Below are 19,444 nucleotides of genomic sequence, written 5' to 3'. Positions count from 1 at the left end.
AGTTGTTAGCTTCATTACTCGATTATTCGAGTTCGCTTAGGGCTGCGTAACTTCCTCAGCCGTTTCAACTTCTTCACTGGCTTCAGACTGAGCCTGGATCTTACGGTATCTTGTCATCCCTGTACCTGCTGGAACCAGCTTACCAATGATAACATTCTCTTTAAGTCCAAGTAATTCATCGCGCTTTCCTTTAATCGCTGCATCAGTCAAGACACGAGTAGTTTCTTGGAAGGATGCTGCAGACAAGAAGCTGTCTGTTTCAAGAGATGCTTTCGTAATACCAAGAATAACCGGGCGTCCAACAGCAGGCTGGCCGCCTTCCATGAGAACACGTTGGTTAGCATCTTTAAATTGGTGAATTTCCAGAAGAGATCCTGGCAGTACATCTGTATCCCCAGAGTCGAGCACGCGAACTTTACGAAGCATCTGGCGGACCATAACCTCTACGTGCTTATCGGAAATTTCAACACCTTGCATACGATATACTTTTTGAACTTCTTTCAGCAGGTATTCTTGAACACCATCTAGTCCTTGAACACTTAGAAGCTCTTTAGGATCGATGGAACCTTCTGTTAAGGCTTCCCCTGCAGCCACTTCGTCCCCTTCTACAACTCTTAGTCTAGAACCATATGGAGCTGTGTAGGAGCGAGTTTCAACAGCACCCTGAACAACAATTTCCTGCTTCTCTTTCACTTCACTAATCTCGTGGATAGTACCAGCGATCTCAGTGATGACTGCTTGCCCTTTCGGATTACGAGCCTCAACGATTTCCTGAATACGCGGAAGACCTTGTGTGATATCATCACCTGCTACCCCGCCTGTGTGGAAGGTACGCATAGTAAGCTGTGTACCTGGCTCACCGATGGATTGTGCAGCAATAATACCCACCGCTTCTCCAACTTCTACTTCATCACCAGTAGCTAAGTTGCGACCGTAACACTTCTTACAGACCCCGTGTTTTGTGTTACATGTAAACGCAGAGCGAATAACAACTTTCTCAATGCCGGAGTCAACAATTTGTTTGGCGGCATCTTCGAAAATGACTTCGTTGCGGTTAGCAAGAACTTTTCCAGATTCGGGGTGTTTGACCGTTTGGAAAGCGGTTCGCCCGACTAGACGATCGATCAATGGCTCGATCATTTCTGTTCCTTCTTTTAGAGAAGAAACGGTTAGGCCACGATCTGTTCCACAATCATCTTCCCGAACGATTACATCTTGCGCCACATCTACAAGTCGACGCGTCAAGTAACCGGAGTCGGCAGTCTTAAGTGCTGTATCGGCAAGTCCTTTACGAGCACCGTGTGTAGAAATAAAGTACTCCAGTACAGTAAGTCCCTCGCGGAAGCTTGATTTAATCGGCAATTCAATAATCCGTCCTGCCGGGTTGGCCATCAGACCACGCATACCGGCAAGCTGTGTAAAGTTTGATGCATTACCACGTGCACCGGAATCACTCATCATGAAGATCGGGTTGCGTGGATTTAGTGACTGCATCAATCGATCTTGTATATCATCTTTAGCTGCTGACCATATCTCAATGACACGGTCATAGCGTTCTTCTTCAGTAATTAGACCACGACGGAATTGTTTAAGCACTTTATCAACTTTTCCTTGTGCCTCATCCAGGATTTCTTGTTTCTCTGGAAGTACAACAACGTCAGAGACACCGACAGTAATACCGGCTTTAGTGGAATAAGCAAAGCCAAGATCTTTCATGCGGTCCAGCATTTTGGACGTTTCACTAATTGTAAATCGTTTAAAGACTTCCGCAATAATGTCTCCGAGAATTCCCTTTTTGAATGGAAGAACTTCTTCGCGGTTGGCAATTTCTTTCCTGATATCTGCACCTTTCTCCACAAAGAAGCGATCAGATGTCTTCACTTCCAAGTTCTCCTGTGTCGGCTCATTCATGTAAGGGAATGAGTTTGGAAGCATTTCATTAAAGATTAATTTCCCTACTGTTGTAATCAGCAATTGCTGCTGCTGCTTATCAGTAAAGGTTTCATTCTTCAATGAACTGGCTTGAACGGCAACACGTGTATGCAAGTGTGTGTAACCGTTCTGATAAGACATAATAGCCTCATTTAGATCTTTAAAGACCATCCCTTCACCAACGGCGCCTGCACGTTCAAGGGTAAGGTAATAGTTCCCGAGTACCATATCCTGAGAAGGCGTAACAACTGGTTTACCGTCTTTAGGGTTAAGAATATTCTGGGCAGCCAGCATCAAAATGCGCGCTTCTGCTTGAGCCTCAGAAGATAGCGGCACGTGAACAGCCATCTGGTCACCATCAAAGTCAGCGTTATAAGCTGTACATACGAGCGGGTGAAGACGGATCGCACGGCCCTCGACAAGTGTCGGCTCAAATGCCTGAATTCCCAGACGGTGAAGAGTTGGAGCACGGTTTAGTAAAACAGGGTGCTCTTTAATCACATCTTCTAAAACATCCCATACTTCAGGATGAACGCGTTCAATTTTCCGTTTGGCTGATTTAATGTTGTGAGCAAGACCTCTGGAAACGAGTTCCTTCATGACAAAAGGCTTGAATAACTCAAGGGCCATTTCTTTAGGAAGACCACACTGATACATTTTCAGACTTGGTCCAACGACGATTACAGAACGCCCTGAGTAGTCAACACGTTTACCGAGTAAGTTTTGACGGAAACGCCCCTGTTTCCCTTTAAGCATGTGAGAAAGGGATTTAAGCGGACGATTCCCAGGACCAGTAACCGGTCGTCCTCGACGCCCGTTATCGATGAGTGCATCGACGGCTTCCTGAAGCATTCGTTTTTCATTCTGAACGATGATCGTTGGAGCTCCAAGATCCAGCAAACGCTTCAGGCGATTGTTACGGTTGATCACCCGACGATAAAGATCATTTAAGTCAGATGTGGCGAAACGGCCTCCATCCAGCTGAACCATTGGGCGTAATTCAGGCGGAATAACCGGGAGAACATCCAAAATCATCCACGATGGGTCATTTCCAGAGTGACGGAATGATTCAAGAACTTCCAGACGCTTAATCGCACGTGTGCGGCGTTGGCCTTGTGCTGTTTTAAGCTCTTCTTGCAGTGTCTCAACTTCCCCGTCAAGGTCAATATCATAAAGCAGCTTACGAATCGCTTCTGCACCCATGGCAGCTTGGAACCCTTGACCAAACTTTTCACGGTATGAACGATACTCTTTTTCAGAAAGAAGCTGTTTCCTGTCCAGAGCGGTCTCCCCTGGATCCGTTACGATATATGCTGCAAAATAAATGACTTCCTCCAAAGCGCGAGGAGACATGTCAAGAACAAGTCCCATACGACTCGGAATACCTTTGAAGTACCAAATGTGAGAAACAGGGGCAGCTAATTCCAAGTGCCCCATACGCTCACGACGGACTTTCGCTTTCGTTACTTCTACACCACAGCGATCACAAACAACACCCTTATACCGGACACGTTTGTATTTACCGCAGTGACATTCCCAATCTTTCTGAGGACCAAATATCCGTTCACAGAACAACCCGTCTTTTTCAGGCTTTAAGGTACGATAATTAATTGTTTCTGGTTTTTTTACTTCACCATAGGACCAAGAACGTATCTTGTCTGGTGATGCTAAACCAATTTTCATATACTCAAAATTATTTACATCTAGCAAGGGGCCTACCTCCCTTTCAGTCTCCAGGTTCTACCCTAAGCTTAGAACACAATCTCGTCTATTGTTCTTCCATGTTCAAGTTCTCAGATTCTTTTGTTTGCTCATCTTCAATATCTCGCATTTCTATTTCTTTCTCGTCACCAGATAGAATCTTTACATCCATACCCAGACTCTGGAGTTCCTTAATAAGAACTTTAAAGGATTCTGGCACGCCCGGTTCTGGAACGTTATCACCTTTAACAATGGCTTCGTACGTTTTCACACGACCAACGACGTCATCAGACTTGACAGTAAGGATTTCCTGCAGTGTATAAGCAGCACCGTATGCTTCTAGTGCCCATACCTCCATCTCACCGAAACGCTGTCCGCCGAACTGAGCTTTACCACCGAGCGGCTGCTGCGTTACAAGAGAGTATGGTCCAGTAGAACGAGCGTGCAATTTATCATCTACCATGTGTGCCAGCTTAATCATATACATGACACCGACAGAGACACGATTATCGAATGGTTCACCTGTACGGCCATCATAAAGGATGGTTTTCGCATCACGTGACATTCCTGCTTCTTCAAGTGTCTCCCATACGTCTTCCTCACGAGCTCCATCGAATACTGGTGTCGCTACACGAGTCCCAAGTTGACGGGCAGCCATTCCGAGGTGTAGTTCAAGCACCTGACCGATGTTCATACGAGATGGAACTCCTAGCGGGTTAAGCATAATGTCAACAGGTGTTCCGTCTGGCAAGAACGGCATATCCTCTTCAGGGAGAATCTTAGAGATAACCCCTTTGTTACCGTGTCGACCTGCCATTTTATCCCCTTCAGAAATTTTACGCTTCTGAACGATGTAGGCACGGATTAATTGGTTTACTCCTGGTGGCAGTTCATCTCCATCCTCACGGTTGAAGATCTTCACGTCAAGCACAATCCCACCAGCTCCATGTGGTACACGAAGAGATGTATCTCGAACTTCACGTGCTTTTTCGCCAAAGATAGCATGAAGAAGACGCTCTTCAGCAGATAATTCTGTAACCCCTTTAGGTGTTACTTTTCCTACTAGTAAATCTCCATCACTTACTTCAGCACCGACACGGATAATACCGCGTTCGTCTAAGTCACGCAGCGCGTCTTCACCGACGTTTGGAATATCACGTGTGATCTCTTCTGGTCCAAGCTTAGTATCGCGGGCTTCGGACTCATATTCTTCTATATGAATGGAAGTATATACATCATCCTTCACGAGACGTTCACTCATGATGATGGCATCCTCATAGTTATAACCATCCCATGTCATAAAGGCAACCAGCGGATTCTGACCAAGTGCAAGTTCACCCATATCCATGGACGGTCCGTCAGCCAGAATTTCGCCTTTCGTTACGCGGTCTCCTTTAGAAACAATCGGACGCTGATTGTAACAGCTTCCCTGGTTAGAACGAATAAACTTCTGCAAACGATAGCGATCTAAATCGCCTTCTACTTCTCTTCCATCCACTTCAGAAACGCGGCGAACAAGCACTTCTTTCGCTTCTACGCGTTCCACTACCCCTTCATGTTGGCAAATAACAGCGGCTCCGGAATCTTTACCAGATACATACTCCATTCCAGTACCAACAATTGGTGCGTCAGGCTTAAGCAATGGAACAGCTTGACGCTGCATGTTTGCCCCCATAAGAGAACGGTTGGAGTCATCGTTTTCTAAGAATGGGATACAGGCAGTCGCTGCAGATACAACTTGTTTTGGTGAAACGTCCATATAATCAAGACGATCACGGCTGACAACTGTGTTTTCACCACGGAAACGTGAGATAACCTCTTCATCTTGGAATGAGCCATCTTCATCAAGCTTTGCGTTAGCCTGTGCTACAACATAGTTGTCTTCTTCATCGGCCGTTAAATAGTCAATTTGGGCAGTAACTTTGCCTGTCTCTGGATCGACACGACGATACGGCGTTTCAATGAAACCAAATTCATTTACTTTTGCATAAGAAGACAGTGAGTTAATTAACCCGATGTTCGGTCCTTCCGGCGTTTCGATCGGACACATACGGCCGTAGTGGGAATAGTGTACGTCACGAACTTCAAACCCTGCACGTTCACGGGTCAGACCGCCAGGCCCAAGGGCTGATAAACGACGTTTGTGCGTAAGTTCAGCAAGCGGGTTGGTTTGATCCATGAACTGTGAAAGTTGGGAGCTTCCAAAGAATTCTTTGATCGAAGCAATCACCGGTCGAATATTAATGAGCTGCTGCGGCGTTATAGAAGAGGTATCTTGGATCGACATACGCTCTCTTACCACACGCTCCATACGGGATAACCCGATGCGGAATTGGTTCTGAAGCAATTCCCCTACTGAACGAAGGCGACGGTTACCCAGATGGTCAATGTCATCTGTTCCTCCCACCTCATGCAATAGGTTAAAGAAATAGCTGATAGAAGATAGAATATCTGCCGGCATGATGTTCTTCACATCGCGGTCAATATTCGCATTTCCAATAACGTTAATGGAACGCTCACCCTCAGGGTCAGTTGGATCTACAATCTTAACTGATTGTACACGAATAGGTTCTTCTAGAACTCCATCCACAGTCTCCAACACACGTTCACTTGTTGTTTCTTCTTCATTATCGAAGTGTGGAATTAATTTATCCAACAAACGACGATCAATTTTTGCTCCTTTTTCAGCCAATACTTCGCCTGTTTCTTCATCTACTAATGTTTCTGCTAAGATTTGGTTGAAAAGACGATCTTTAATGTGGAGCTTTTTATTAATTTTATAGCGACCTACTCGCGCCAGGTCATAGCGTTTTGGATCAAAGAAACGAGAAACTAGCAAGCTTTTGGCATTTTCGACTGTTGGCGGCTCACCAGGGCGCAGTCGCTCATAAATTTCAAGCAATGCTTTCTCACTATTTTCAGTATTGTCTTTTTCCAATGTGTTTTTTAAATACTCGTTCTCACCGATTAGATCAATAATCTCTTGGTCAGTGCCGAAACCAAGGGCACGTAAAAGGACAGTGATCGGAAGTTTACGTGTACGGTCAATCCGTACATGTACAACATCTTTTGCATCTGTTTCAAACTCGAGCCAGGCTCCGCGGTTTGGAATTACTGTTGCGGAATAGCCTCGCTTACCGTTCTTATCAATCTTTTTATTGAAATATACACTTGGAGAGCGAACAAGCTGAGAAACGATAACACGTTCAGCACCATTAATGATAAAGGTACCCGTGTCTGTCATAAGTGGGAAATCTCCCATAAATACTTCTTGCTCTTTCACTTCGCCTGTTTCATTGTTCAGAAGACGAACTTTCACACGAAGCGGTGCATTGTATGTTACGTCTCGATCTTTTGACTCATCTACTGGATACTTTGGCTCGCCAAGGCTGTAGTCTACAAATTCCAGTGATAGGTTACCTGTAAAATCTTCAATTGGCGAAATGTCTTTAAACATTTCCTTCAAACCTTCCTCTAAGAACCAATCATAAGAAGCTGTTTGAATTTCAATTAAATTAGGCAACTCTAAAACTTCACTGATGCGTGCATAACTTCTGCGCTGGCGGTGTCGTCCGTATTGAACTAGTTGACCTGTCAACTGATTCACCCCTCAAATCAAGCATTTTTATAACGAAAAAAGGGTTCGGCAAAGACATGCCGAACAGGCTTGCGGTTGATCTTGCCACAAGCACTATTGTAAACATCCGCTCAAACCGGATGGTATTTCTTCATTTCTCTCTAACGTTAGACAAAAAAGAAAAAGGGTTTTCAAATAAAAACCTCGTTTCATTTTGCTTGTTCGATTTACCATTCTATCCTTCTATCAAAAATTTATTCAATATAATGAAAAAAAGGACTTGACAACACTAAGGTCATATTGGCATTTTTCTATACTAGCACAATTCAATAGAGCAGTCAAACCTTTTTAGCTTTAAATATATAGTAACCCTTCTTCTTCTCGACGACCTCTACATCGCCGAACAATTCATTTAATTTATTTTGGGCTGAAGGGGCACCTTGTTTCTTTTGGATCACAACCCAAAGTTCTCCCTGATTAACAAGAGCATCTCTTGATTCTTCGAACATAAGGTGCACGGTTTTCTTCCCGGCACGTATAGGCGGATTCGTCAGGATAGCTGCAAACTGTTTACCTTGGATGCCCGAAAAACGGTCACTCTCTAAAACTGACACATTCTCAATGTCGTTCTGCTCGGCATTTCTTTTCGCAAGCACTAAAGCCCGTTCATTTATATCCACCATCCAAACATGGCGTTGCTTTAATTCATTAGCTAAAGATAAGCCAACCGGTCCGTATCCACAGCCAAGATCCAGCAACTCACCGCTAATAGACGGCTGCTGAAATGTTTCAACGAGAAGACGAGATCCGAAGTCAACTTCTCTTTTCGAAAAAACAGCATGGTCAGTCGTAAAAGTTAATGGTATCCCCCTTAACGTAAACGACCATGAACGCTCATCACTTTTAGTATCTGTCCTTTTTGAATAATAATGTTCCGACATACTGTGAACACCCTCTTTATAACAGGAAGTAGCACTTCAGAAGATTTACTCTAATAACATAAAAAGAGATAAAGAAAGCCCGCCGATAGTCAGCGAGCTTTACTTTAACAAGTACGATTACTTAAGTTCGATAGAAGCGCCAGCCTCTTCAAGCTTAGCTTTCATTTCTTCAGCTTCTTCTTTAGCTGCGCCCTCTTTGATAGCGCCAGGTGCATTATCAACTAGATCTTTTGCATCTTTAAGGCCAAGACCAGTGATTTCACGTACAGCTTTAACAACTTTAATCTTAGAGCTTCCTGCAGATTCTAGTACTACGTCAAACTCAGTTTTTTCCTCTTCAACTTCGCCACCTGCAGCAGCACCGCCAGCTGCAACTGGAGCCGCAGCAGATACACCAAATTCTTCTTCAATTGCTTTAACTAGATCGTTAAGCTCAAGAACAGACATCTCTTTAATCGCTTCGATAATTTGTTCATTAGACATGAGATAGTTCCTCCTTAGGTTTTAAATAGTAATTTATATTGCCAAAAACGAGCGCCGATTTACGCGCTTTCTTCCTCTTTCTTGTCCGCAATTGCTTGGGTAGCATATGCGAAATTGCGAATAGGTGCTTGAAGCACGCTTAGGAACATAGATACAAGGCCTTCGTAGTTTGGAATGGTTGCAAGTTCCTTGATTTGGTCAAGTGTTGCTACTTGCCCTTCAATCACGCCGCCTTTAAGTTCAAGGCTGTCGTGATCCTTTGCAAAGTTGTTAAGGATTTTCGCCGGAGAAACAGCATCATCCTCACTGAAGGCAAGGGCTGTAGGTCCAACTAGAACCTCGTCAAGTTCTGTAAGCTCAGCTTCTTGGATAGCTCGGCGAGTCATTGTGTTTTTATACACTTTGAAGTCAACGCCCGCTTCACGGAGCTGTGCGCGAAGTTCAGTCACTTCCGCAACGTCAAGTCCGCGGTAATCTACAAGTACTGCAGATTTACTGTTACGGAACTTGTCAGCAATTTCAGCTACAACTTGCTGTTTCTGCTCGATAATTTTGCTCATCGTTCCACCTCCTATTGACGTTTCATCATACCGCTTCCGATGCCAGGACCAACAGACCGATGGCAAAAAAAGCACCTCCATGCAGACATGGAGGTGCGTATGCCAGGACATCAGTTCGTCCTGTTTATCCATACACCTCGGCAGGAAATTAAGCGATCACTCGCACCTGCTGTCTACGGTATAACGTATTCGATTTATACAACGTTTCTAATTATATGAAATAAGAAACGGAAAGTCAACATGTAAATAATTATTTTACGTAACTAGAAATATCTACTTTAATGCCAGGGCCCATTGTTGAAGAAACAGCAGCATTACGCATGTAAGTTCCTTTAGCCGCTTGAGGTTTAGCTTTGACCAAAGCATCCGTGATGGCATCGAAGTTTTCTTTTAGTTTCTCTGCATCAAAAGAGGCTTTACCGATTGGTACATGGATGTTAGCCGCTTTGTCTACACGGTATTCTACTTTACCTGCTTTGATTTCATTTACAGCTTTTTCAACTTCAAACGTAACTGTTCCTGTTTTCGGGTTCGGCATAAGACCTTTAGGTCCTAGTACGCGACCAAGCTTACCTACTTCAGCCATCATGTCCGGAGTTGCTACGACTACATCAAAGTCGAACCAGCCTTGATTAATCTTATTAATAAGGTCTTGATCTCCTACATAATCAGCTCCAGCAGCTTCTGCTTCCTTTGCTTTATCACCTTTAGCAAAAACAAGCACACTCTGGGTTTTACCTGTACCATGCGGAAGCACCATAGCTCCGCGAATTTGCTGATCCGCTTTCTTCGGATCAACACCTAGACGGAAGGCCGCTTCAACAGTTTCATCAAAATTTGCTTTTGAAGTCTCTTTTACAAGATTAATTGCTTCTTGTGCATCATATGATTTCGTACGATCAACAAGTTTAAGAAGTTCTTGTTGCTTTTTCGTTTTTTTAGCCATTTTATTTCCTCCTCGTTGTGGTTTTAACGGATTAACCTCCCACGAATAAAGGTTGCGATAACAAGGAATTTTCCTTTCTCGCAACCTTTAACTCCATCAAAGTGACGCTGTGGGATTAGTCTTCAACTGTGATCCCCATGCTGCGCGCTGTACCTTCAACCATGCGCATGGCAGCATCAACGTCAGCAGCGTTTAAGTCAGGCATTTTTGTTTCCGCGATTTCGCGAACTTGATCACGCTTGACAGCTGCTACCTTGTTACGGTTAGGCTCCCCTGAACCTGATTCAATACCTGCTGCTTTCTTAAGAAGAACGGCAGCCGGCGGAGTTTTGGTAACAAATGTAAATGAACGGTCTTCAAATACCGTGATTTCAACCGGAATAATCATACCCGCTTGATCTTGCGTTTTAGCGTTGAACTCCTTACAGAAGCCCATGATATTAATACCTGCTTGACCTAGCGCCGGCCCTACTGGCGGTGCTGGGTTAGCTTTACCTGCTGGGATCTGAAGCTTAACAACTTTGATAACTTTTTTAGCCACGAGACACACCTCCTTAAAGTCCGTGATGTGGTAATAGGGTTTTCCCCTCCCACTCATCTAATATGCATCAACGCCTCTCTATTAGAGGCACATAAAGAACATTAGAATTTTAGCATCTATTTTCATATAATGCAAGAGGGAGTAGAGATTTATAATTTTTCAATTTGTGAAAAGTCCAACTCAACCGGTGTTTCTCTTCCAAACATATTGACATGAACTTTTACTTTTTGCTTATCTAAATCGATATGCTCGATTGACCCTGTGAAATTCGCAAAAGGTCCTTCTGTAACTTTTACACTTTCCTTCACTTCAAAATCAACTTCAGCTGCAGAAGGTTTATCCATACCCATACGCTTAAGTACTGTATCCACTTCTTCAGGCAAGAGAGGGATTGGTTTTGAACCAGAGCCAGTAGACCCGACGAATCCAGTGACACCAGGTGTGTTACGCACTACATACCATGAGTCATCCGTCATCACCATCTCAGCTAGTACATAACCAGGAAAAACTTTTTTCTTAGCGACTTTACGCTTTCCGTTCTTAATTTCAGTTTCTTCATCCTCAGGAACAAGAACGCGGAAGATCTTATCCTCCATTCCCATAGATTCGACACGTTTTTCTAAATTGGCTCTTACTTTGTTTTCATAACCTGAATAAGTGTGAACCACATACCATCTTTTTTCCATTCATACAGGACAAGTGGCTTGCCCTTCCCTCCCTTAACTTAAAATTTATAATGCGATTGATACACTCGCTTTATTTAACCAACATAAAAAACCCGTTAAACGGGTTTTTGTTGCAAGGCTATTATATAGTATATCACAATTTAGACTTTACTATTATTTAGAAATGAGTTCAAGTACCTGAGAGATTCCTAGATCAACAATCGCAAAGAACACAGCAACGAAAGCTACAGTGCCCAATACGGTAACGGTATACCTCGTAAGCTCTTGCCCTTTAGGCCAGCTTACTTTGCGCATTTCACGTGATACGTTCCTGAAGAATTTAAACATGCTACACTACCTCCAAACTTATGCTTCCGGCTTCATGCTCTATTTCGTTTCGCGGTGAAGTGTATGGGTTGTACACGTTTTGCAAAACTTACGAACCTCTAATCGCTCGGGTTGATTTGATCGGTTTATATGAGTGCTATAATTGCGACTTTGACATTGTACGCAAGCTAGAATAATCTTTATTGGCATCTTTCGTCACCTCACATTAGAGGTATAATCACTTTCATAAATGTAGCACGCTTTCAAGTAGCTGTCAATTATACCTTATAGCGTAATTTCACTCATTTCCAGGTATCTCTCAAGCTTTCTCTTGACCCGCTGCAAAGCATTATCAATCGATTTCACATGCCGCTTCAGTTCAACAGAAATCTCCTGATACGATTGTCCATCCAAGTAAAGCGCAAGCACTTTCTGTTCTAATTCGCTTAATAATTCAGAAATTTTTTCTTCCATATCGCCAAACTTTTCTTTGTTGACGATTAATTCTTGAGGGTCAATGGCCTTAGAACCGGCAATAACATCTAATAGTGTACGGTCTGATTCTTCATCAAAAATGGGCTTGTCCAGCGATACATAAGAATTGAGTGGAATGTGCTTCTGTCTTGTGGCGGTTTTAATTGCGGTAATAATTTGACGGGTAACACAAAGTTCTGCGAAAGCTTTAAACGAAGATAATTTGTCCTCTTGATAGTCTCGAATTGCCTTATAAAGGCCAATCATGCCTTCTTGTACAATGTCTTCTCGATCTGCACCAATAAGAAAATACGTCCGGGCTTTTGCACGAACGAAATTCTTATATTTATTAATTAAATAATCTAAAGCCTGGATCTGGCCCTTGTTAATACGTTCGATGATTAACTCATCATCAAGCTTATCAAGATCCAGCTCTTCGATGCCTGCCTTAGTTTGTCCGATGCTCACTCAGGATCCCTCCGACCGTGGTACCTAAATATATAGAAATATTATACAGTAAGCGTTTCACTAGCGTCAACAAGCCCCTGCTATTTGCCTCCTCGACGCCACTTTTCAAAAATATCGCGTATTTCTTTATTTATCGGGATCTTAGGCTGGTATTGAACCGCTTTATGTGATTCTACATCTTTGTTTATTTCCCGCTGAATATTCATGACCTCAATGTAAAGTTCTCTGGCAGATTTTCTGAAGGCTCCCTGGGCAAAAATCGTACGCTGTTCTGCATAATCAGAGGTAGCCACGTATACCTGCGTCCGTACATTGGTTAAACTGCCAGCAAGCTTCTCAATCCGCTCATCAGCTGTTTCATTTTCTTTTGTAAAAATTACTTCAATTTTAAAATTGTGCTGCTTCCTTTCAAGACCCCTTACATGGTACGCATCAAAAACAACAATGACTCGGTCGCCCGTATACGCCTGGTATTCAGCCAATTTTTCAATCAGAAGGTCCCTGGCCTGACCTAAATCCCGGTCTTTAAGTCGCTTAAGCTCCGGCCAAGCTCCAATGATGTTGTACCCATCAACAAGTAAAACAATCATCGTTACTCACCGAAGGGGTGGCGCTTCCTGTAGACTTCATACATCAAGAGGGACGCCGCCACTGAAGCATTCAAAGAAGTCACCTGGCCCGCCATAGGAAGACGTACCATCCAGTCACATTTCTCTTTCGTTAAGCGGCTCATTCCTTTCCCTTCACTTCCAATCACAAGGGCTACAGCCATATTTCCATCTAACTGCCGAAAATCTTCCGTACCCTCCGCATCTGTTCCTACGACCCAAACAAACCGCTCTTTCAGTTCGTCAATTGTGCGGGAAAGATTCGTCACCCGAGCAACAGGGATATATTCAATCGCTCCCGTAGATGTTTTGGCTACTGTAGTCGTTAATCCGACCGACCTTCGCTTAGGAATGATTACGCCATGGGCACCACTTGCATCTGCTGTCCGCAAAATTGACCCAAGGTTATGAGGGTCTTCAATTTCATCTAAAATAACAAAAAAGGGGGATTCCCCTTTTTCTTCAGCACGAGCAAATAAATCATCGATATCACTATATTCGTAGGCGGCTACAGCAGCGGCTACACCCTGGTGGTTACCCTCTACTAATTGATCAATTTTTCGCTTGGGAACCTTCTGAACAATGACGCCATTCCCTTTGGCAAGCTGTTCAAGCTTCCTCAAAGCATGGTGCTGAAGTTGATCTGATACGAGTAATTTATTAATAGCTCGTCCTGATCTTAATGCTTCTTGTACGCTGTTTTTACCAATAATCCACTCATCTCTCATTGCTCTCACTCCTTTCTTCAACCAGATCAATAGCATTTGTGATCAGTTCTTCAAGCCGCTCCGTATGCCCCGCTAAATAATGGTAACCAATCACGGCCTCAAACGCAGTCGAGTAACGATACGTCTGGACATTTGTATTCTTAGGTATGCTCCCTGACTTGGCATTGCGTCCACGCCTGAGCACGCCTTCCTCTTCCTCTGTCAAAAAGGAACTTTCCTGCCATGCCTGAACAACTTTTGCCTGCGATTTAGCTGACACAAACCTCACAGCTGCTTGATGTAACTGGTGGGGCTTAATAACCTCACCTTTATCAAGCAGATGTTTACGGACGTATAATTCATAAACCCCGTCTCCCATATAAGCCAGAGCAAGGCTCTTCATTTGTTTTACATTCGTTGCCGTCATATAAGCTCAGCCTCGCTTCCAGCGAGTACCTTGAGAGGTATCTTCTAAAATAATGTTACGGGACTTAAGCTCATCGCGAATCTGATCAGCACGGGCGAAATCGCGATCTTTCCGCGCCTGCTTCCTTTCAATGATCAGCGCATCGATTTCTTCGTCTAGCAGCTCCTCTTCTTTGGCAATTTGCACACCAAGAACATCTGTTAACTCTTTCAATGCCTGCTCAAAGTGTTCAAGCAACCCTTCATTGGTCTGTGCAGATTGTAGATAAAGGTTAGCTGACTTGGTTAAATCAAATAACACAGAAATCGCATTAGCTGTATTAAAATCATCATCCATTTCAGTCATGAACTGCTGTTTATGTTGTTCAATTTGCTCAGTCCAGGAATTTGTATCTTCTTGCAAATTCATACTGGATTTCTTACGATGCTGAATGTTTTCATAAGCATTCCGAATCCGATCCAGGCTGCTTTTCGCTCCTGCTAAAAGCTCATCACTAAAATTAATCGGATGGCGATACTGGACACTCAGCATAAAGAAACGAATCACTTGCGGATCGTGTTTCTGAATCAAGTCATGAGCAAGTACGAAATTCCCTAAGGATTTAGACATCTTTTCATTTTCAATATTGATATAGCCATTATGCATCCAGTAACGAGCGAATGACTCACCATTATTGGCCTCGGACTGGGCAATTTCATTTTCATGGTGAGGAAAAGTAAGATCTTGCCCTCCGGCGTGGATATCAATCGTATCCCCTAAATATTTTCGTGCCATCGCTGAGCATTCAATATGCCAGCCAGGACGTCCTTCTCCCCATGGACTCTTCCATGAAATCTCCTCAGGCTTCGCTTCTTTCCAAAGCGTAAAATCAAGGGGATCTTCTTTCTTCTCTCCTACTTCAATACGAGCCCCAGATCGAAGCTCATCAATTGATTGGTGAGACAACTTCCCATATTCATCAAAAGAGCGGGTTCGGAAATACACATCCCCTTCTGATTCATAGGCGAAACCTTTTTTAATTAACCCATTAATAAAAGTTATAATTTCTTCCATGTTGTCTGTTACACGAGGATGGTGAACAGCTTCTTTCACTCCAAGCGCCCCCACATCCTCTTTATACGCCTTGATAAATCGGTTTGCGATATCCGGGACTTCCTCTCCCATTTCATTGGCAGCTTTTATTAATTTATCATCTACATCTGTAAAATTAAGCACGTACTCAACTTCAAAGCCACGATACTCGAAATATCTGCGCACGGTATCAAATACGATAGCTGGACGAGCATTGCCGATATGAATATAGTTGTACACGGTCGGTCCGCATACATACATTTTCACTTTCCCCTCTTCCAGCGGTTGAAAAGTTTCTTTAGTTCTAGTTAGTGTATTATAAACTTTAATGCTCATTATGATTGACTCCTTCCACCTTATCTAACTGATCACGCAAGCGTACAATTTCTTTCTCCATCTGATCCAGCCGATCATAAACCGGGTCAGGAAGCTTATGATGGTCTAAATCCTTCCTGCCAATCTTTTTACCATCCTGGACTACGACATGTCCGGGAATCCCGACAACAGTTGAATTGGCCGGCACTTCATGTAACACCACAGAGCCTGCTCCTACTTTAGAGTTTTCCCCAATTGTAATCGATCCTAATACTTTCGCCCCTGTAGCAACGAGTGAGTTATCCTTTAAAGTAGGGTGCCGTTTACCTTTCTCTTTCCCAGTTCCACCTAACGTCACGCCCTGAAATAGCGTTACATTATCGCCGATCTCACATGTCTCTCCAATAACGACTCCCATTCCATGATCTATAAAAAAGCGACGGCCAATTTTTGCGCCCGGGTGAATTTCGATCCCTGTAAAAAAGCGGCTGATTTGCGAAATAACCCTGGCTATAAAGAAAAACTTCCGCTTATATAAAGCATGAGCCACCCGATGCGCCCATATTGCGTGCAATCCGGAGTACGTCAAAATGACTTCCACATAAGAACGAGCTGCGGGATCCTGGTCAAAAACCACATCAACATCCTCTTTAAACATTTTCATAAGCCCCATCCATACCCCCTCCTTTTATATAAAAAAACGCGTCTCGTGTGCTTAGGCAGCACAGAGACGCGTTATGCGCGGTTCCACTCTGTTTTGGGAATAACTTCCCCTCTTTAAGACCTGATAACGGCAGGAAGCCGCTGACAGCATACTTTTTTCAGCTGCAGACTCCGAGGTGCATTTCAGAAGTGTTCCTTACAATCACTTTCAGCCGGTGGTGATTGTCTCTGGTTAAGGATTTCACTCCATACTTCTCCTCTTCAACGTTTCTTATGAGTATCTTTACTATATGCCATAATCATATGTTTGTGAATTAATTAGTTTTGAAGCTGGTTCAGTACATCATTCAAACGGATGGTAACCGTCTCTGTCCCTAACAGATGAATGGCATCTGGCAATTCAGGACCGTGTGTCTGCCCTGTGGTAGCCACACGAATGGGCATAAATAGCTTCTTCCCTTTGTGACCTGTTTCTTTCTGTGTCGCCTTGATCTGTGCTTTAACATTGGCCGGTGAAAAATCATCAAGCTCTGCAAGCTTCTTCTTGAACGTATCAAGAACTTCCGAAACTTGTTCTCCTTTTAGAACGTCCATCGCTGCTTCGTCATACTGAATTTCTTGTTTGAAAAAGAGTTCCGTCAGTTCCACGATTTGTGCACCGTAATCCAGCTGTTCATGATAGAGACTGATCAACTCCCGCGCCCACGACTGGTCATCTTCAGTCATAGTTTCAGAGAGACGTCCAGCCTCCACCAAGTGTGGTAAGGCCAAATCAACAACACTGTCCAAATCCAGCGCCTTCACATATTGGTTGTTCATCCATTTTAATTTAGCAGGGTCAAAAATGGCCGGTGAAGTCGACAAACGATCAGAATCAAATTGTTCAATCAGCTGTTCCTTTGTGAAAATTTCCTCTTCTCCAACAGGTGACCAGCCGAGCAATGTAATAAAATTGAATAAGGATTCTGGTAAATAGCCCAACTTGTTGTATTGTTCTATAAACTGAAGAATGTGTTCATCACGCTTACTTAGCTTTTTACGACTCTCATTAAGAATAAGTGTCATATGGCCAAATACCGGCGCATCCCAGCCCAAGGCCTCGTAGACCATCATTTGCTTAGGTGTATTAGATATATGTTCTTCCCCGCGAAGCACATGAGTGATCTCCATTAAATGATCGTCAACAGCTACAGCAAAATTGTAAGTAGGTGTTCCGTTTTTCTTCACGATGACCCAGTCACCAAAGTCACTGGATTCGAAGGAAATGTCTCCACGTACGAGGTCATTAAATTTGTACGTCTTCTCTTCCGGTACTCGAATACGAATACTCGGTTGACGGCCTTCCGCTTCAAATTGATTGATTTGTTCTTCTGACAAATTACAGTGGGCTCCTGAATATTTAGGAACTTCACCACGGGCACGTTGAGCTTCACGCTCCGCATCTAATTCTTCTTCTGTCATATAACATTTATACGCAAGCCCTTTTTCTAACAGCTCATCCACATACTTTTTATATAATTCCAGACGTTCCATTTGGCGATATGGTCCGTAATCACCGCCGACATCTGATCCTTCATCCCATTCGATCCCTAACCACTTCAAGTAATTCAATTGGCTCTGTTCGCCGCCCTCGACATTTCGCTTAGCATCCGTATCCTCTACACGAATAATAAATTTACCCCCTGCATTCCTTGCAAAAAGGTAATTGAATAAAGCAGTACGAGCATTACCAATGTGAAGATTCCCTGTTGGACTTGGTGCGTAGCGCACGCGTACATTGTTCGTCATCTTACGTTCTCCTTTCTACATTACAAAACCGTGCATAATCTTCTTTTTATTTTACCATTTTTACCTTATAATTGTTGACTATTTTGAAGAAGCACTACAGCCTGAGCTGCGATCCCTTCTTTTCGCCCTGGAAAACCCAGTTTTTCTGTCGTCGTAGCCTTGACATTAATACGTGACTGTTCTGTATTTAACAGCCGGGCGATGTTCTCGCGGATTTCACCAATATACGGCGCCATCTTGGGAGCCTCTGCAATTACTGTACAATCAAGATTACCTAACTCATAGCCCCTATTGGTTACGGAGTCCCAAACATGCTGCAGAAGTTTGCCTGAATCCGCGTCCTTAAAATCAGGCTCCGTATCAGGAAAGTGTTTTCCAATGTCGCCTTCCCCAATCGCTCCAAGACAAGCATCCGCAATCGTGTGCAACAGCACATCCGCATCAGAATGCCCGAGCAATCCTCGTTCATGAGGGATCTCCACTCCGCCAATAATACATTTACGCCCCTCTGTAAGCTGATGAACGTCAAACCCTTGTCCAATGCGAAACATAGTCTGATCCTCTTCCTTTCCAATCTGAGTATCTTTTAGATAAGCTTCTGCTTTAGCCAAATCCTCCGGGGTTGTTAATTTAATATTGTCATAACTACCTTCAACAATTTCGACTTCCCTTTCTAACCGCTCCACTAATGAGGCATCATCTGTTCCGTAGTATTTTTCCCCTTGAGCTCGTTCATGAGCTTCCGTAATCAAGGCATAATCAAAAGCTTGCGGGGTTTGAGCGGCCCACAGTTTACTACGATCAAGTGTACATAATTGGTCATGATTCTTTTGCTTAATGGTGTCTGTGACAGGTGTCGCTAATAAAGCGGCTCCTTTATTACGAACGACTCCAGCTAGTTTATGTAGACTTTCATGGGTTACAAAAGGGCGTGCCCCATCGTGAATAAATACAGGGAGTTCTGTTTGACGAACGGACTGGAGCCCTGCATAAACACTGTCCTGCCGCTCAGCCCCTCCGTTTACAAACGTAACAGCACCGGAAAAACCGTATACATTTATAAGCTCGATCATTCGATCTTGTTCACGTTGATTCGTTACCAGTATAATCTCCTTACAGTGGACATCTGATACAAAAACGGTAAGGGTATGTATGATTAAAGGCTTATCATTTATCGTAAGAAACTGTTTATTCTTGCCAGCAAGCATACGTTTCCCTTGTCCAGCAGCTAAAATCACAACACTATAATT

General features: G+C 43.5%; 19 protein-coding genes and 2 other annotated features. Of the genes, 1 reads left to right on the top strand and 18 read right to left on the bottom strand.

Going from position 1 to position 19,444, the window contains the following annotated elements:
• Positions 1 to 36 precede the first annotated feature (36 nt).
• The 5 genes from rpoC to rplJ all read right to left on the bottom strand — a co-directional run bounded on the left by rpoC (position 37) and on the right by rplJ (position 9,194).
• Positions 37 to 3,642: a DNA-directed RNA polymerase subunit beta' gene (rpoC, locus tag P9989_RS00830; protein ID WP_283076982.1), complete on the bottom strand. Its 3,606-nt coding sequence runs from the start codon at positions 3,640 to 3,642 to the stop codon at positions 37 to 39.
• Positions 3,643 to 3,700: 58 nt separating this feature from the next.
• The gene (gene rpoB / locus P9989_RS00825) at positions 3,701 to 7,231 is read right to left on the bottom strand and encodes a DNA-directed RNA polymerase subunit beta (RefSeq protein ID WP_283076981.1); all 3,531 of its coding nucleotides are present in this window, start codon (positions 7,229 to 7,231) and stop codon (positions 3,701 to 3,703) included.
• Between the two features lie 317 nt (positions 7,232 to 7,548).
• Entirely contained in the window at positions 7,549 to 8,151 is a 603-nt protein-coding gene (locus P9989_RS00820; protein ID WP_283076980.1) for a class I SAM-dependent methyltransferase, read from the bottom strand.
• Between the two features lie 117 nt (positions 8,152 to 8,268).
• Positions 8,269 to 8,634, bottom strand: a complete 366-nt coding sequence (rplL, locus tag P9989_RS00815; RefSeq protein ID WP_283076979.1) for a 50S ribosomal protein L7/L12 — start codon at positions 8,632 to 8,634, stop codon at positions 8,269 to 8,271.
• Between the two features lie 59 nt (positions 8,635 to 8,693).
• Positions 8,694 to 9,194 (bottom strand): 50S ribosomal protein L10, encoded by a 501-nt coding sequence (gene rplJ, locus P9989_RS00810; RefSeq protein ID WP_283076978.1) that lies wholly within the window; start codon positions 9,192 to 9,194, stop codon positions 8,694 to 8,696.
• 56 nt (positions 9,195 to 9,250) lie between these two features.
• Positions 9,251 to 9,391 (bottom strand) — a sequence feature (ribosomal protein L10 leader region).
• Here rplJ and P9989_RS00805 point away from each other — a divergent pair.
• On the top strand, positions 9,282 to 9,413 hold the full coding sequence (locus P9989_RS00805) for a hypothetical protein (protein WP_283076977.1): 132 nt from the start codon (positions 9,282 to 9,284) through the stop codon (positions 9,411 to 9,413). (Overlaps the previous feature by 110 nt.)
• A gap of 31 nt (positions 9,414 to 9,444) precedes the next feature.
• On the opposite strand, the gene rplA is transcribed toward P9989_RS00805, so the two are convergent.
• From rplA to ispF, 13 genes are all read right to left on the bottom strand, one after another.
• Positions 9,445 to 10,140: a 50S ribosomal protein L1 gene (gene rplA / locus P9989_RS00800; RefSeq protein WP_283076976.1), complete on the bottom strand. Its 696-nt coding sequence runs from the start codon at positions 10,138 to 10,140 to the stop codon at positions 9,445 to 9,447.
• 115 nt (positions 10,141 to 10,255) lie between these two features.
• Positions 10,256 to 10,681, bottom strand: coding sequence for a 50S ribosomal protein L11 (rplK, locus tag P9989_RS00795; protein WP_283076975.1), 426 nt, complete (start codon positions 10,679 to 10,681; stop codon positions 10,256 to 10,258).
• 149 nt (positions 10,682 to 10,830) lie between these two features.
• Positions 10,831 to 11,367, bottom strand: a complete 537-nt coding sequence (gene nusG, locus P9989_RS00790) for a transcription termination/antitermination protein NusG (protein WP_283076974.1) — start codon at positions 11,365 to 11,367, stop codon at positions 10,831 to 10,833.
• A 153-nt stretch (positions 11,368 to 11,520) separates the two neighbouring features.
• Entirely contained in the window at positions 11,521 to 11,694 is a 174-nt protein-coding gene (gene secE / locus P9989_RS00785) for a preprotein translocase subunit SecE (protein ID WP_283076973.1), read from the bottom strand.
• 39 nt (positions 11,695 to 11,733) lie between these two features.
• Positions 11,734 to 11,883 carry a 50S ribosomal protein L33 gene (gene rpmG / locus P9989_RS00780; RefSeq protein WP_283076972.1) on the bottom strand — a complete coding sequence of 50 codons (150 nt, stop codon included), beginning with the start codon at positions 11,881 to 11,883 and terminating at the stop codon, positions 11,734 to 11,736.
• Positions 11,884 to 11,958: 75 nt separating this feature from the next.
• Positions 11,959 to 12,615 (bottom strand): RNA polymerase sporulation sigma factor SigH, encoded by a 657-nt coding sequence (sigH, locus tag P9989_RS00775; protein ID WP_283076971.1) that lies wholly within the window; start codon positions 12,613 to 12,615, stop codon positions 11,959 to 11,961.
• An 80-nt stretch (positions 12,616 to 12,695) separates the two neighbouring features.
• A complete protein-coding gene (locus P9989_RS00770; protein ID WP_283076970.1) occupies positions 12,696 to 13,205 on the bottom strand; it encodes an NYN domain-containing protein in 510 nt (169 codons plus the stop codon).
• Between the two features lie 2 nt (positions 13,206 to 13,207).
• A complete protein-coding gene (gene rlmB, locus P9989_RS00765; protein ID WP_283076969.1) occupies positions 13,208 to 13,951 on the bottom strand; it encodes a 23S rRNA (guanosine(2251)-2'-O)-methyltransferase RlmB in 744 nt (247 codons plus the stop codon).
• Positions 13,941 to 14,357 carry a Mini-ribonuclease 3 gene (locus tag P9989_RS00760; RefSeq protein ID WP_283076968.1) on the bottom strand — a complete coding sequence of 139 codons (417 nt, stop codon included), beginning with the start codon at positions 14,355 to 14,357 and terminating at the stop codon, positions 13,941 to 13,943. The genes rlmB and P9989_RS00760 overlap by 11 nt, the downstream gene beginning before the upstream one ends.
• 6 nt (positions 14,358 to 14,363) lie before the next feature.
• Entirely contained in the window at positions 14,364 to 15,764 is a 1,401-nt protein-coding gene (cysS, locus tag P9989_RS00755; protein WP_283076967.1) for a cysteine--tRNA ligase, read from the bottom strand.
• Complete coding sequence (cysE, locus tag P9989_RS00750; protein WP_283076966.1) at positions 15,754 to 16,416, bottom strand: serine O-acetyltransferase; 663 nt, start codon at positions 16,414 to 16,416, stop codon at positions 15,754 to 15,756. The genes cysS and cysE overlap by 11 nt, the downstream gene beginning before the upstream one ends.
• 50 nt (positions 16,417 to 16,466) lie before the next feature.
• Positions 16,467 to 16,680, bottom strand: a binding site (T-box leader).
• 44 nt (positions 16,681 to 16,724) lie between these two features.
• A complete protein-coding gene (gene gltX / locus P9989_RS00745) occupies positions 16,725 to 18,194 on the bottom strand; it encodes a glutamate--tRNA ligase (RefSeq protein WP_283076965.1) in 1,470 nt (489 codons plus the stop codon).
• A gap of 65 nt (positions 18,195 to 18,259) precedes the next feature.
• Positions 18,260 to 19,402 (bottom strand): 2-C-methyl-D-erythritol 2,4-cyclodiphosphate synthase, encoded by a 1,143-nt coding sequence (gene ispF / locus P9989_RS00740; protein WP_283078802.1) that lies wholly within the window; start codon positions 19,400 to 19,402, stop codon positions 18,260 to 18,262.
• Positions 19,403 to 19,444: the final 42 nt, after the last annotated feature.

This window comes from Halobacillus naozhouensis (genome assembly GCF_029714185.1).
GTDB classification, from domain to species: Bacteria; Bacillota; Bacilli; order Bacillales; family Halobacillaceae; genus Halobacillus_A; species Halobacillus_A naozhouensis.
Note: the sequence above shows the minus strand (reverse complement) of the source record. Positions and strands in the feature narration are given on the sequence as shown.

Excerpts from the sequence above, each read along its gene's own strand:
- P9989_RS00820 (WP_283076980.1), bottom strand. The coding sequence starts at position 8,151 with ATGTCGGAACATTATTATTCAAAAAGGACAGATACTAAAAGTGATGAG.
- rplL (WP_283076979.1), bottom strand. The coding sequence starts at position 8,634 with ATGTCTAATGAACAAATTATCGAAGCGATTAAAGAGATGTCTGTTCTT.
- rplJ (WP_283076978.1), bottom strand. The coding sequence starts at position 9,194 with ATGAGCAAAATTATCGAGCAGAAACAGCAAGTTGTAGCTGAAATTGCT.
- P9989_RS00805 (WP_283076977.1), top strand. The coding sequence starts at position 9,282 with ATGGAGGTGCGTATGCCAGGACATCAGTTCGTCCTGTTTATCCATACA.
- rplA (WP_283076976.1), bottom strand. The coding sequence starts at position 10,140 with ATGGCTAAAAAAACGAAAAAGCAACAAGAACTTCTTAAACTTGTTGAT.
- nusG (WP_283076974.1), bottom strand. The coding sequence starts at position 11,367 with ATGGAAAAAAGATGGTATGTGGTTCACACTTATTCAGGTTATGAAAAC.
- secE (WP_283076973.1), bottom strand. The coding sequence starts at position 11,694 with ATGTTTAAATTCTTCAGGAACGTATCACGTGAAATGCGCAAAGTAAGC.
- rpmG (WP_283076972.1), bottom strand. The coding sequence starts at position 11,883 with ATGCCAATAAAGATTATTCTAGCTTGCGTACAATGTCAAAGTCGCAAT.
- P9989_RS00770 (WP_283076970.1), bottom strand. The coding sequence starts at position 13,205 with ATGATTGTTTTACTTGTTGATGGGTACAACATCATTGGAGCTTGGCCG.
- rlmB (WP_283076969.1), bottom strand. The coding sequence starts at position 13,951 with ATGAGAGATGAGTGGATTATTGGTAAAAACAGCGTACAAGAAGCATTA.
- P9989_RS00760 (WP_283076968.1), bottom strand. The coding sequence starts at position 14,357 with ATGACGGCAACGAATGTAAAACAAATGAAGAGCCTTGCTCTGGCTTAT.
- cysS (WP_283076967.1), bottom strand. The coding sequence starts at position 15,764 with ATGAGCATTAAAGTTTATAATACACTAACTAGAACTAAAGAAACTTTT.
- cysE (WP_283076966.1), bottom strand. The coding sequence starts at position 16,416 with ATGGGGCTTATGAAAATGTTTAAAGAGGATGTTGATGTGGTTTTTGAC.
- gltX (WP_283076965.1), bottom strand. The coding sequence starts at position 18,194 with ATGACGAACAATGTACGCGTGCGCTACGCACCAAGTCCAACAGGGAAT.
- ispF (WP_283078802.1), bottom strand. The coding sequence starts at position 19,402 with ATGCTTGCTGGCAAGAATAAACAGTTTCTTACGATAAATGATAAGCCT.